This is a genomic window from Psychromonas arctica, from assembly GCF_036697365.1.
GTDB lineage: Bacteria > Pseudomonadota > Gammaproteobacteria > Enterobacterales > Psychromonadaceae > Psychromonas > Psychromonas arctica_A.
This window is the reverse complement of record NZ_JBAHZA010000002.1, coordinates 281,934-295,404: the sequence shown is the minus strand read 5'-3', so window position 1 is coordinate 295,404 and position 13,471 is coordinate 281,934. Positions and strand designations below refer to the sequence as shown.

Annotated in this window: 12 protein-coding genes; 10 read left to right on the top strand and 2 right to left on the bottom strand. The window is 35.9% G+C overall.

Going from position 1 to position 13,471, the window contains the following annotated elements:
• Positions 1-241: 241 nt before the first annotated feature.
• On the bottom strand, positions 242-886 hold the full coding sequence (locus tag V5290_RS03395; protein WP_333381910.1) for a DUF2913 family protein: 645 nt from the start codon (positions 884-886) through the stop codon (positions 242-244).
• Positions 887-1,151: 265 nt separating this feature from the next.
• On the opposite strand from V5290_RS03395, the gene V5290_RS03390 reads away from it, so the two are divergent.
• From V5290_RS03390 to V5290_RS03380, 3 genes are all read left to right on the top strand, one after another.
• Positions 1,152-2,069 (top strand): patatin-like phospholipase family protein, encoded by a 918-nt coding sequence (locus V5290_RS03390; RefSeq protein WP_333381908.1) that lies wholly within the window; start codon positions 1,152-1,154, stop codon positions 2,067-2,069.
• Positions 2,070-2,254: 185 nt separating this feature from the next.
• Complete coding sequence (locus V5290_RS03385) at positions 2,255-2,794, top strand: DUF1415 domain-containing protein (RefSeq protein WP_333381906.1); 540 nt, start codon at positions 2,255-2,257, stop codon at positions 2,792-2,794.
• A 15-nt stretch (positions 2,795-2,809) separates the two neighbouring features.
• Positions 2,810-3,250: a GNAT family N-acetyltransferase gene (locus V5290_RS03380; protein WP_333381905.1), complete on the top strand. Its 441-nt coding sequence runs from the start codon at positions 2,810-2,812 to the stop codon at positions 3,248-3,250.
• Positions 3,251-3,460: 210 nt separating this feature from the next.
• Here the strand turns inward: V5290_RS03380 and V5290_RS03375 are convergent, their stop codons facing one another.
• Entirely contained in the window at positions 3,461-4,585 is a 1,125-nt protein-coding gene (locus V5290_RS03375) for a conjugal transfer protein TraF (RefSeq protein WP_333381903.1), read from the bottom strand.
• Positions 4,586-5,067: 482 nt separating this feature from the next.
• On the opposite strand from V5290_RS03375, the gene V5290_RS03370 reads away from it, so the two are divergent.
• From V5290_RS03370 to V5290_RS03340, 7 genes are all read left to right on the top strand, one after another.
• Positions 5,068-8,793 carry an ATP-binding protein gene (locus V5290_RS03370; RefSeq protein ID WP_333381902.1) on the top strand — a complete coding sequence of 1,242 codons (3,726 nt, stop codon included), beginning with the start codon at positions 5,068-5,070 and terminating at the stop codon, positions 8,791-8,793.
• Positions 8,786-9,409: a hypothetical protein gene (locus V5290_RS03365; protein WP_333381900.1), complete on the top strand. Its 624-nt coding sequence runs from the start codon at positions 8,786-8,788 to the stop codon at positions 9,407-9,409. Before V5290_RS03370 ends, V5290_RS03365 begins: the two co-directional genes overlap by 8 nt.
• The gene (locus tag V5290_RS03360; RefSeq protein ID WP_333381898.1) at positions 9,409-10,650 is read left to right on the top strand and encodes a hypothetical protein; all 1,242 of its coding nucleotides are present in this window, start codon (positions 9,409-9,411) and stop codon (positions 10,648-10,650) included. Before V5290_RS03365 ends, V5290_RS03360 begins: the two co-directional genes overlap by 1 nt.
• 2 nt (positions 10,651-10,652) lie before the next feature.
• Positions 10,653-11,552: a DUF7281 domain-containing protein gene (locus tag V5290_RS03355; protein ID WP_333381895.1), complete on the top strand. Its 900-nt coding sequence runs from the start codon at positions 10,653-10,655 to the stop codon at positions 11,550-11,552.
• A gap of 37 nt (positions 11,553-11,589) precedes the next feature.
• Positions 11,590-12,069: a peptidylprolyl isomerase gene (locus V5290_RS03350; protein WP_333381893.1), complete on the top strand. Its 480-nt coding sequence runs from the start codon at positions 11,590-11,592 to the stop codon at positions 12,067-12,069.
• A gap of 17 nt (positions 12,070-12,086) precedes the next feature.
• Positions 12,087-12,314 (top strand): glutaredoxin family protein, encoded by a 228-nt coding sequence (locus V5290_RS03345; protein ID WP_333381891.1) that lies wholly within the window; start codon positions 12,087-12,089, stop codon positions 12,312-12,314.
• A gap of 200 nt (positions 12,315-12,514) precedes the next feature.
• On the top strand, positions 12,515-13,294 hold the full coding sequence (locus V5290_RS03340; RefSeq protein ID WP_333381889.1) for an AraC family transcriptional regulator: 780 nt from the start codon (positions 12,515-12,517) through the stop codon (positions 13,292-13,294).
• Positions 13,295-13,471 lie beyond the last annotated feature (177 nt).

Genomic DNA, 13,471 nt, shown 5'->3' with positions numbered 1-13,471 from the left:
TAAAACAGACAGGCTATTACACAGGCTATTACTCAGTGCAATTATGCAAAATAGTTTCGTAGGTTATGTTGGTCAGAAAGCATAGGATTACTGTCAATGGAAAGGATTTTATTCAAGATTGTTTTTAATCAATAAGTGTTGACTTGGGTAAACAGGCTACAAATAAAATTAGTAACCTGTTTATTCAACGTTCAATATTAAATGTTACTGAATATTGAATTCTGTTAATTGTTGAAGTTTATTATGCTTCCAATAACTCAGGTAGGAAGTCACCATTATTTTCAGGATATATGATGTATTCGCCGTGGTATTTTACTTTAGACTTATAATCGGTCACTTTATGTAATAACAATGTATGTTGGTAAGCAGCTGTTAGTGCTTCAGTCAGATCACCTCGAATGTATAAACTTAAAGGTTTTACTAGCAAACCATCTTCAAAGTTTGATTCAAATTGTTCCGAACAAATAATTAGTGAAGCTTGACCTCCGCTATGGCGATTTAATTTTTCGCCAACAACTAAGTCTGTATTTACCATCCATTGTTCTTCAATCAGTTGATTGCAAAGAGCAGATATTTGTTTTTTATCAACAGGCTTGGCACTAAGGCTTTCATCAAAAACGTGTTCATAAGTCGTTTTAATTGCAGTGAAGGTTGTTACTAACGCAGCATTCTTGCCTAAGCTACGCGCTCTACGTTGCCAAATTGTCAAAGTCGGTAACACATCACTTTCATAGCGTTTCTTCTTGATTGCGTTGGTTGTCCATGCCGCTAAGAAATGCGTTTCACTAAGTGGGTTTTTTGGGATTTTGCCTTTTATTTGGGCTTCGTTTAAATCTGCTAATGCATCGCTAACCACTTGATGAATTGATGTTGAGAAACTTGTCATGACGATCCTGATATTAATAAATGTAATTACAAAATTATGACAGGCTAAGAAGATCTGAACAAGTAAAGTTAATGTTATTTTGGTGCATATATTGTAAAAACCACTTATATTTTATTGATTAGTTCGGTAACTTAATAATCGCTTAAAAAACCGTTGTTTTTCGAGGAGATAATTGAGTTTTGTTTGATGACTTGAATATCAAAATGAATGCAAAACGTTACAAACTTGATTACACTCTTACTATGTCTTATTGCCTAGGTTTCATATGTCTAAATTCAGCTTAAAATTGGTACCTCCCTCCAACAAAAAAATATCACTGGTATTAGGCAGTGGTGGCGCTAGAGGAATGGTACACATAGGTATTATTAAGTGGTTAGTTGAACATGGTTATGAAATTCAATCTATCTCAGGGTGTTCAATAGGCGCATTGATTGGTGGCGTTTATGCCGCAGGTAAGTTAAAAGAGTTTGAACAATGGGTTTGTGGATTAGACAAACTGTCTATTATCTCGTTATTAGATATCTCTTGGACTTCTAGCGGCTTATTACGTGGTGATAAAATCATTAATACTTTGGTGGGGTTGTTAGGCGACCAAACCATTGAAGATTTACCATTAAAATACACTGCAGTAGCCGCAGATATTAAAAATGAAAAAGAGGTTTGGATTAATTCAGGTTGTTTGTTTGATGCGATCAGAGCGTCTATCTCATTACCGTTATTTTTTACACCTGTAGAAAAAGATGGAGTGCAGCTGATAGATGGTGGTGTACTAAATCCAGTGCCTATTGCACCAGTTTTTGGGGATAATACAGATGCTATTATTGCAGTGAACCTTTCAGGTGAATTTAATTATAATTGTGATGAAGTTGATACATTAAATGATGTAATCAATGAAGTTGAAGATCTTGCTTTTCATCAAAAAATTGGTCATTACATTAAACAGCTAAGTGAAAACCTGAGTATTACAGAAGCAAAGCCTTCTACTATTGCTGCCTATGATGTTGCTGATCAAGCCTTTGATGCAATGCAAGGTACCATTGCTCGTTTGAAGCTAGCCGCTTATCCCGCTGATTATAATATTGTAATCGCTCGCAATGCCTGTGGTACGTTAGAGTTTGATCGCGCTAAAGAAATGATTGACCTAGGGTATCGAAGCGCACATAAAATCTTAAATAACATTTAATACCAACTCCAATAAATAGCTTATTTATTTGTTAAAATAGCACACTTCTACGTTGTTAAATTCGTAAAGAAGTTGCTATTTATTACTTTAATTGAACTGTTTTTTCTAGCGTAAAATTTAATTAAAAAGTTTAATGTCAGCGGTATAACCATGCCCTCAATTAGTTACCATTTAAAGGATAGAAAGTGAACGCCATTAGTAGTACCCAAGCTTGGGTAAACAAAGTTATCGTAAAATACAATATTTGTCCCTTTGCTAGAAGAGAAGTAGAAAGAGGTAGTATTCGCTATGTTGACGATCATAGTGTAAACGTTGAAGCTGTGTTGGAAACTTTAAGTGAAGAATGGCGTTATTTAGATGAGAATCCTGCAACAGAAACGACCTTGTTAATTTTAAGTGAAACATGCAGTGACTTTGAATCTTTTCTAGATTGTGTTTACCTAGCAAACCACCTTTTACAGATGAATCGTTATGAAGGTGTTTATCAGCTTGCACATTTTCACCCTGATTACTGTTTCGAAGGTGACCCCGAAGATGCTGCCTCAAATTATAGCAATCGTTCGCCATACCCAACGCTGCATATCATTCGAGAAAGCAGCATGGAAAGAGCCATTGCGGCACACCCTGATGTGGATGCTATTCCGGAAAGAAATATCGAGTTTTTAAATAAAAAGGGCAGTCCATTTTTTGCAGATTTATTAGCAAGCTGTATGTTATCAAAATAGTATTAACAGGATTAAATGATGACCATAAGCTGTGAAATAGGCACTGTTGATGATGTGTTAAAAATTGATAAACAGATCACTGAGTTTGATCAGCCAGCTAACAAAGCCAGTTTATACAAGCGATTAGAGCATAAAAAAGCGTTAATTCTAATTGCTCGCTATCATGGCAAGTTAGCAGGTTATAAAATTGGTTATCACGTTTCAGATAATGAGTTTTACAGCTGGTTAGGTGGTGTTGCCCCACAATATCGACAACTAGGTATAGCCACCCAACTTAGAGAGAAGCAAGAAGCTTGGGCGTTGCAAGCGGGTTATTCGGTAGTAACAGTTAAATCAATGAACCGTTATCCTGCTATGTTGCAACTATTAATTAACAGTGGTTATAAGATTAATGGTTATCAAGATAATGGTAATGCAGATAATAGTAAAATTAGGTTTATTAAGCAGTTGGGGTAGATTTTAGATGCTAGATGCTAGATGCTAGATGCTAGATGCTAGATGCTAGATGCTAGATGATAGATGATAGATGATAGATGATAGATGATAGATGATAGATGATAGATGATAGATGATAGATGATAGATGATAGATGCTAGATGCTAGATGCTAGATGCTAGATGGTAAATCGAATGGGTTAATGACCACTCGATTTACCTAAAAATTTGGTTAGAATGTTAATGCTAGGTTAGCTGATACACCAGCTTGGTTTTCGCCTGCATATGAACCGGCAATATCTAAGCTCACAAGGTCAAAAGGGCTGAACCCAATACCTGCAGTGATTGAGTTATCTAATGTTTCTTCTAAATCTATTTCGTAACCTGCACGTAACTGCGCCCAACCCCAGGCATTGCCCTCAACACCAAAACGAATAAATTGTGTATCATCGTCAGTGCCAATACCTTCAAATCTTTTTTGTTTGGTTAAGTCTGCATCAATCGCTGCAACAAAATAATCAGCACTATAAGCGACAGCAACAGTTACTTGTGTATCAAGATGGTAACTGCCATTAATTGCACCGCTTGTATCAATTACATCGATTTCTTGATCAATGAGGTCTTTAACTGCAATCGCAGTACGGAAATTATCAACGTACCAAACGGCGCCTAAGTCGAAGTTGAAAGCGCTTTCTGATGTTTCACTTTCGTCATAATCATCTAAATCAAAATCTTCAACTGTCACTATTTGAGCATAAGTTCGCATTTGTTGGTATTTAGGAGTAATACCAAAAGAGAATTGCTGACCTGCTATTGTGTATTGTTGAGCAAAAGTTAAACCTGCTTCAACATAACCAAATGCGACAAAATCAACGTTAGATGTTTGATACTCGTCGGTGATGTCTGTTTGTGCGATTATTTCTGCATAACCACGAACGAAAAGGTTAGAGGAAACAACCTTAGTGGGTAAGGCAATGGCAATACTCGTTCCTGCGCTAACTTGAACTGGTTGAGAACCATCTAACTCAGCAAGATTTGCATCGATAGCTGTTGTATCCGTTGAATTTGAATCATTTAGTTCATCAATATTATCTTGAAGATCATCAAGCTCACTGATTGCATCATCTTTGTCACTGGCTGCAACATCTATGCCTATAAAAACACCAAAATCATCGTGATCTCGATAATTAGCTGCTAGTGCAGGGTTATAGAAGGGGGCTGTTAAATAATCAGCAGAAGCAACACCAGTATTACCCATGGCATTACCACGGGCATCTGCAATTTTATTCGATGCATGAACATTTGATACTGCTAATGAACTCAAAATAGCTAAAGCTAATAGTGATTTTTTACTCATGTTTAGTTCCTTCTAATTTAATTAGCACCACTGTAATGATGCATCTGGCGTGTTAGCAGTATTGCACTGAACAATAATAACTTTATGATTCTAATAGAATAATTTAATTCGCTACCATGATGTATGTTAGCTAAATCATAAGTAGTATCTCTAAGTGAGTAGTTAGTTTAATTTATATACCCATTTAAGGGTAGTTAATTTTGCAGAAAACAACAAAATAAATTAAAAATATAAAATTATTTTGTTATTTGATAAGCAATATGGAAAGTGCATTTGTATTGCATGGTATCTAAGATTAGAATGCGCAATTCTGTCTATTAATTAAATATTGTATGGATATACTTATTTAAAAAGTAGAAATGTGAAAGCAATCGTCCAAATAGCCCAACAACTGTTGATATGGCTTTTAGGGGGGCTTTTAAGTATGAAATATCTCGTTATTTATCTAATTTTTAACCTTTTCTCGTTTACAAGGAACCTTCATGTCAAACCAAGCTTATCAATTATTACGTATTATTATTATCGATAGCTTTTGGAAAGGACAAGTGAATGAATTGGATTTGTCTGGTCATACTCAATTAGAAGGCACTAACGGCGCGGGTAAAACGTCTTTGATGCGTTTATTACCACTATTTTATGGTATGCGCCCAAGTGATATCGTAAGTAAAGTTGATCAAGCCAAAAATTTTGCTGATTATTACTTACCGAGAGACTCCAGTATGTTGGTTTATGAATACCAACGTCCGGGTGGTCAAACCTGCATGGTTTTAGCTAGTTCTGATGGTCGTGGCGTTCAATTTAAATTCATTGATAGTGGTTTTGATAGTCAGATCTTTATCGGTGAAAATAAAATTCCGTTAACAGTTGCAGAGGTAGAGCGTGCATATCGCTCTCTGGGAGCCGAGTGCTCTATTTACTTGGGCGTTGATAAATACCGTCAAGTTATTCAAAACTTGCGTATTGGTCGAAAAGTTAAAGAAATTCGTCAGTTACAAAACCGTTTTGCATTCAGTGACTTAGCTACGCCACATCTCGATAAAGTAGTGAATGGTACCATCGAGAAAAATCTTGATTTTGATGCTGTTAAACAAATGCTGGTGGCGATTGCCAGTGATCATATCGCCCGTAGTGTTGGTCAGGAAAAAGAACAAATCACATTAAATAAACAAGATATCAGCTTATGGTTAGCGGATATTCAAGCTAGTCGTTCAATTCAAAAGGTTAGTGATAAAATAACGCTCTGGCAAACCGACTTTAACCAGCTAGATAACTTATTAATTAAACTACAACACTTGCATGTTGAAATGTTAACGCATCAAGAGAGCATAAACCTCAAACAAACTGAGCGAAGCCAGCAGAAATCTCAACTACGTGATGAAATTACTCAATTAGACAAACAATTAAAAGAGCAAACCTTATCATTACAAACTGATATTAATAAGTTATTGGTACAAATTGAAGCAGACCAAAGCCGTATCGATCTATTAGATGAAGATAAGCTCAAATTTGATGAGAATGACGCTGCAAGTTTTCAATTACAAGCTGATAATGCACCTCGATACCAACAGGCTTTAAACGATGTTAATGAGATCATTGAAGCATTTGAAGGAAATCTAAACAAAGTACAGGCTAAATTTGAATCTCTATTACAAACTTTGACCTTACAAAAAGTAAAAGATGAAGCTCGCAACCATGAGCAGGTTGCTAAAGTTAAAGAGCAAGCAAATACACAGTTATCGGTTATTTCTGAAACTTACCAAGGTCAGCTAGCCAAGCTAAATGAACAGTTAAATGATAGCTTTTTGAAGCTCAATATGGACCTGCAATTGCTACAAAATGATCTGAAGATGGCAGAGTCTGCACAGCAAAATATTAGCGTCGATCCTGAATTACAGAAAGAGATTGAAAGTAACCAAGTAAACATGTCCGATGCGAAAGATCGTTTAAGCGATTTATTACAGATACTAAGCAGTGACAATGATCAACTTAATACTTTAGAAAAACAGCGTGTATTAGTATTGGAACAACATACTAAAAACAATCGTCAATTAGATGAGCATAAAAAATCACGACAACAATTACATTTACAATTGTTGCCGGAAGTGAATTCATTACATCATTTCTTAAGTAACGAGAACCAAGCCCAAGGTTGGAAAGATAATATTGGCCGCGTCTTATCAGCAGAGCAATTAGCACGAAAAGATCTCAATCCACAATGGGTAACAGGGCAGCAAGAGCAAACACATAGCTTGTTTGGCTTACAAATCGATTTAGACCAGTTACAGGATAACGATTTACAACTTAATGAGAATGAGCTTCGCGATAAATTAAATAATATAGATGATAAAATCGTATCACTAAGTGACAAATCAGAGCAATTTATCAGCCAACTAAATGATTTGAATAAACAAATAGAACAACAAGGAATAGTGATCAGTGAGCGTAAACAAGCATTACAGAAAGCTGAATTACAACGACAGCAATTCAAAACACAACAAGATAACCTGCTTATTAAGAAACAGCACTTTTTAAAACAAGCCGCAGCGACTTTTGAAGAGGATATTAAAAAATTACAAAGTAAGATTAAACAGCAGCAGGCTAAACTAGTTGAGTTTAAGGAATTACAGCAAGAACAACGTTTTGAGCTTAATAATCAAATGTTAGATCAACGAATGGTAGTTGAGTCAGATAGAGATAGCCAACTTGACCAGCTTGCAGAGCAGTTTGCTGCTATTCAAGAGAGCGCCAAAACACGACAGAAAGATTATAAGCAACAACGAGATCAAGCTTTAGATAAGCTAGATCCAGATGGTGAAGTTGATAAACGTATTAAACAACGTGCTGAATTGACTAAACAACTTGAAGAATGTGCAGTATGGGCACGTAAAGCACGTGAATATGAAGATTTCATGAATAATCGTTATATCAATCGTGACCAGTTAGTTGAACAAAATCAAAATCGTGAAGTGCAAAAACGTAGTTTAGAAAATAGTTTATCGGACTTAACCATTGAAAAAACAGGTCTAATAACTGAGAAACAAAAACGCCTTAAAAAAGTATCACAGCAGCTTAATGATGATGCTGATCTTTTACTCCAATTAGGTTTGGCACAACGTGAATGTGAGCAATATGGTATTGAACCTTTAGCATCTGATTCAGAACCAAGTAATAACCCAGAATTAACTGTAACTTTCTGTGGTGATTGGGTTAAGCAGTTTAAGGCAATCGATAAACGATTACAGTCACAGATTACTCAATTTAATACTGCCTTTGCTAAAAACAATGCAAACAGCGAACTTTATGAGAATTGGGTTAAATTAGTAGCAGATAACGATATTTATAAAGGAGCTAGAAGTCTCTTCAAATATCAGAACCCGATTGCAGATTTACTTAGCAGTGCTGCGCAAAAACAAAAAAATACTTATCAATTGGTGACGGTTAACGCCAACATGATCAATGAATTCTACCAACATATTGAACACTTTGGACGTCGTATTAAAAGTATTGGTAAACAGTTATCTAGTAATGTGACTAAACTTGCTCATTTTGAAGCGCTAGCTGATATCAATGTCAATACGGTGATGAAACAAGAAGAGTTAGATTATTGGGGACCATTGCAACAATTTGCTAAATTATTTGAACAATACCGTGATGATTTACGCGAAGGTGTTGGTGATATTCCCGATGATCTGATTGTTGCCATGCAAAGACTATCTGCATATTTACCAAGTGAAGGTTTTGCATTAGCGCATCATCAGTTGTTTGATATTGAGTTTACAATCTCAGAAAAAGGCCAGTTAAAACATGCTCGTAATGCAAGGCAACTTAAAAAGATAAGTTCAACAGGACTTTCATATTTAGCTATGTTGTCATTGTATGCTGGGATTTTAGGCATGTTACGCGGTGAAAGTGATGTTAAAACACAAATTATACTGCCAGTGGATGAATTAGGTGAATTAGCGGCTGAAAATATCGACCTGCTATTAACTATGTTTAACGATAATGCGATTACCATGTTATCTGCATCCCCATCAACGGATCGTCATATTCTATCCTTGTATGAACGACACTATAAAATTAAAGATAACAAGATATTCCATGCTCATATTCCTACATCACGATTAGATGAGTTACTAATGCAACGCAAACAAGTAGCAGAACAAGCGACTCAGACTGAAACAACTGAATTGGAGAGCCAAGATGTTTAAGCAAACCGTTCAAAAATTATTAACTGGTGAAGTGATTTGTGAAACAGGTTTCGCCGATGAGTTTTTATTTTTACAGGCTCAAGAAAATCAAGATCGTGTTAGTGACTTCCTGAGCAATTTAGATCGCCAATTAACCTTTCTGGATAGTGCTGATGCGTATTATTGTACATTTAACGAAGTGGATAGCGATAATACACCAGAATTAACCGCATTATTTACTGATATTCGTGGCATGTTTCGTCCATTAGTTGAGTTTTTAGAATTAATTCTAACGGCGAGTCAAACTGACTTACCAATTCATGCAAAGTCCATTATCAATATTAATGAACTGTTTGATCCGTTTGAACATGATCAAACATTGCGTGAGCAATTACGTCATTTAACCTCGATTCGACCTTTTAAAACCAATAAATTAGAAAGCCGTGAACAATTGGTATTTGTCTTTCATAAACTAGAAGAGCTGGGATATTTTGTGCGTAAGAATGCAGGAAGTAGCCGTTATTTTGCAACTGCTAAATTTGATTTAATTTATCTATTAATTGAATTTTTAAATGATTCTGAACGTATTGAATTACCGGAGACAGTAGAGCAACAACAAGAAGAGTTATTGTTCTAATGGCTGGTTATGATACGAAAGATGTAGCAGAGTTATTACGCCATTTAGGCAACCATGACCAGCTATTAGCTGAGGCTTATGTGTTCGGCTCTATACAGGGCGATGGTGATGAAGCAAGAAAGATTGCTGCACTGCATAAAAAGTCATTGTTAAGACCTGATGATGAGCCTGGCGATTACCGCGTAAGTGCTGAGCTTAAACGTATGTTAAATCGTTTAATGCGTAAACAAAGCAGTTATCGTCAACTTACTGATATGGGGAAAGTGATTGATGTGTTGGCAGACACAGTCAACGACTATCGTTTATCAGTAATCAGTGATCAACAGGATGATGCAGAATACTATTTAGATCAGCTTGATGATCTCCTTTATGAGGCTAAAGATAATCTCAACGTTAGCCTCGACAATATGCACTATGCTATCTCGAGCCAGTTTGGCTTTGTAACAACAATCAGCGCTAAAGTACGTGAGAATGAGCGTGCATTAACCTATGCACAAAAACTCCTCACTGAATTACAGCAAATCGACCCTGAAACTTGTTATGAATGGATGGATTGGGCTTGTCCAGTAGAGCTTGCGCGAAAAATAAGTGGCTTTATCTATTGGTTTAATCAAACCCTTCCACGCTTGCGCTTTATCATCGATAGTATGAGATTAAGCCTGTTTAAACTTAGACGTGATGAAAAACAAGCGAGTTTATTACGTAATATGGCGCGTTACCTTCAGAAACACCCTGAGTTTGAAATTAATGAGAATATCTTTGAAGATAAAAACTTACCTGAAACATTGCGTTTTGCACCCGCAATGCCGATTAAGTCATACATCAACGTAAAAGAAACTGCTCATGAATTGGCTTTGGTCAATATAGTACAGTCATTACGAAAACTAAGTTCAGTCACTAAACCCAGTACGCGTGAGACATCGTCAGTGGAAGTAATTGAAAATGTAGCAATGAGTTTTAATTATGATTACTTTGAAGAGCAAACAGAGCGGCTATTTGAGAGCGCGATCACCACAGGAGAAGCTGTTTCCGCAGTAGCATATTGGCAAAATGCTTTAGCAGACTGGCATCAATTGCAGCAACATATCGAACCTGTCGCTTGGGTAGAGTTGGTATTTAGTAGTTATTGTAAATTAACTAATGCGCAACAAGCATTGATTGATATTAAACCTAAGGGCAAACAGCTTGAAGGCATCTCTCATAACTGGTCATACAGTGACATTGTGGTCAAAGTAAAATAACGATGCCCGGGTATCTATTTAATAAAACTCAATACAAATTCTTTGCTGAACAACTAAGGAAGGGGATTAATCGGGTTAAAAAAAATAAATCCTGTGAATGGATAGTTGAAGTCCATCGTCTAGGAAAAATTGAATATGACCAATGGGTTTACACTGATATAGACAGACGTGAAATCCTCGCCTTAGTAAAGTCACAACTAAACGTGGATTTGCTTTACGATGATTTTCCTTATGATACCTCTCGCATTGAGCGAGCTAGCACTTTTAATGAAGAAAAAACTCGGACTTTGTCTGTTAGCCACGAGTTTGTTTTAGTTAATAGCCTAAATACTTTAAAGCTAAATCAACAAACCATTGCGCTTAATGAGTTTCAATCTTTAGGGCTTTATATTAATGCAACGAGTGTTGATAGTATTGAGCACGATTATATTGTGTTGGTAGAAAATCTAAGCGTAATGGCTAATTTATCATTGGTAAAATTAAATGCTGAGTGCGCTTTTTTAAAAGATGCATTATGGCTGTATCGTGGTGATATTAAAGCGCAACAAACTACAGCCATGGCCTATCAGTTTTTTAGACGTTTTAAAGGGACTCATCAATTAGTGTGCTTTGCTGATTTTGATCCTAAAGGCTTAGAAATTGTGTTAACAAGTGATGCCGATTATTCACTTATGCCGACACTGAACGATATCAAAGACTTTACAGCTGAAGGATCTGATATTGATTACTTCAAGCAAACTGATTCAAGAAACTATATTAACAAAAAATTATCAGATTCAGCTGAGGTAGGAATAGAGCCGTTTTATATTTTAATGTCTGAGAAAAGAAAAACTATAAAACAAGAACATATGCTGGCAAAAGCAATGGCTTTATCACTATCTAAAATAAATAACATACAATAGAAACTCATTAATAAGTAAATTTAAATTAGGAATAAATATGCAAATTACAAAGAACAGTGTCGTAGAATTTCATTACCGAGTTAATGAAGGCGATGCATTATTAGAAAACAGCCAAGGTAACGCCCCATTGGTCTACCTTCATGGCCACGGCGGCTTATTCGAAACGATGGAAGCTGCCTTTGTTGGTAAATCAGTGGGTGATGAATTTGAAGTCACTTTAACACCTGAACAATCTTATGGTGATCGACGTGAATCAGCAATTCAACGTATCCCATTAAAACATTTACAAGGTGCTAAAAAATGGTCTCCAGGTATGGTTGCGACGGTTGAATCGAATCAAGGAAAACAAGAAGTAACGTTAATTAAAGTAGGGCGCTTTAATGCTGATTGTGATTTGAACCATCCATTTGCAGGAAAAACACTCACTTTTGCTATCCAAGTTGTGAGTGTGCGTGAAGCGACTGCTGATGAGCTGTCTCATGGACATGCGCATAGTAAAGGCGGTTGTGGTCATTAATCAACGAGGTTAATTTAATGAAACGTATTACTTTATATACCATGGTCAATTGTCCTCACTGTAAAACAGCGAAACAATATCTCGAACAACAAAAAATTATTTTTCGTTCAGTAGATGTGAAGAGTCCAGCAGGTCAAAAAGAGTTTGCTAAAACAGGTTTCAGAGGCGTTCCTATTTTAAAAGTAGGAGATCAATTTCTAAATGGTTTTAGTGTGAAAGGTTTTAATAGTTTATATAAAAACTAAGCATATTCTGTTATTCATTAAATCAATTAGCAGCACTACTTATGATTAAGTGGTGCTGCTATGTTCTATATGCAAGCACTACATCAATAAACCTTCCATGCTAACAATAAAAAATGTCACTTATGTGATACTTTTTTCTTGCCAGCATTTGAATAAATGCATAAAGTGAAATCATATTATTTTCTTGTTACGGAGTGCTAATGAAAGTATTTGATTCTGTTGGCTTACCGCCTGCGCAAGTTATCTCTTTACCCAATGAAGTAGAGCACCATGATCACGATCATCACCAATTGGTGATCGCATTAAAAGGTTATTCTGAGTTTTGCATTGAAGGGACACCAAACTTTATTGTGCCAGGACAAGGCTGCATTGTAACGACTAGTTCGGAGCATGCTTTCAATGGCGTTGGAGACTCGGAGATATTAACCTTAAATTTACCCGTAGAATTAAGTGTTGATACTCAAATAGTAAAAAGAATTGAACCTTTATTCAGTAGTAATCAATATTTCCGTTTAGACAGACAATTCCAATCAATTCTACAATTACTCGTGTTAGAAATGAAAGAATCCCCGGAAGATATTTTATTAGCAGAAGCTTGTAAAAATACTGTTATAGCAATGCTTCATCGTCACATGCATTTAGATTTTCCGAATAAACTCAGTTTAAAAAATAGAATCAATATGACTATTATTGATAATTATATTCTCCAGCATATTGCTACTAAAATAACCGTAGCCCAATTAGCGGGTTGTGTTTATCTAGGTGAAAGCCAATTCCATTTGCTATTTAAACAGCAAGTTGAGATGACTCCACATCAATATATTCTTCAAATGCGTTTGAACCTTGCTAAGAAGTTATTAGCAGACCATTCAATGAGTCTTTCATCTATCGCTAGTGCCAGTGGTTTTGCTAATCAAAGTAGCTTCACCCACAGTTTTACTAAAACACAGGGCATCTCACCTTCTAAATATCGCCTTTAATTGATCTATATCAAGGTGGTTATTAAGTGATCTGGATCACATAGCAATTTCAGTCGTACTTTTTGACATATTAATCGTAGTTTTTGGTAAAGCGTTTTATTCAATTTAGAAATACTATCGAGTTTTATGACATTGCCAACAATGTCTGATTAAGGCTATGTTTTTAGAGGGATACTT

Bases quoted from the DNA above. Each gene is read 5' to 3' on its own strand.
- V5290_RS03395 (WP_333381910.1), bottom strand. From the start codon at position 886: ATGACAAGTTTCTCAACATCAATTCATCAAGTGGTTAGCGATGCATTA.
- V5290_RS03390 (WP_333381908.1), top strand. From the start codon at position 1,152: ATGTCTAAATTCAGCTTAAAATTGGTACCTCCCTCCAACAAAAAAATA.
- V5290_RS03380 (WP_333381905.1), top strand. From the start codon at position 2,810: ATGATGACCATAAGCTGTGAAATAGGCACTGTTGATGATGTGTTAAAA.
- V5290_RS03375 (WP_333381903.1), bottom strand. From the start codon at position 4,585: ATGAGTAAAAAATCACTATTAGCTTTAGCTATTTTGAGTTCATTAGCA.
- V5290_RS03370 (WP_333381902.1), top strand. From the start codon at position 5,068: ATGTCAAACCAAGCTTATCAATTATTACGTATTATTATTATCGATAGC.
- V5290_RS03365 (WP_333381900.1), top strand. From the start codon at position 8,786: ATGTTTAAGCAAACCGTTCAAAAATTATTAACTGGTGAAGTGATTTGT.
- V5290_RS03360 (WP_333381898.1), top strand. From the start codon at position 9,409: ATGGCTGGTTATGATACGAAAGATGTAGCAGAGTTATTACGCCATTTA.
- V5290_RS03355 (WP_333381895.1), top strand. From the start codon at position 10,653: ATGCCCGGGTATCTATTTAATAAAACTCAATACAAATTCTTTGCTGAA.
- V5290_RS03350 (WP_333381893.1), top strand. From the start codon at position 11,590: ATGCAAATTACAAAGAACAGTGTCGTAGAATTTCATTACCGAGTTAAT.
- V5290_RS03345 (WP_333381891.1), top strand. From the start codon at position 12,087: ATGAAACGTATTACTTTATATACCATGGTCAATTGTCCTCACTGTAAA.
- V5290_RS03340 (WP_333381889.1), top strand. From the start codon at position 12,515: ATGAAAGTATTTGATTCTGTTGGCTTACCGCCTGCGCAAGTTATCTCT.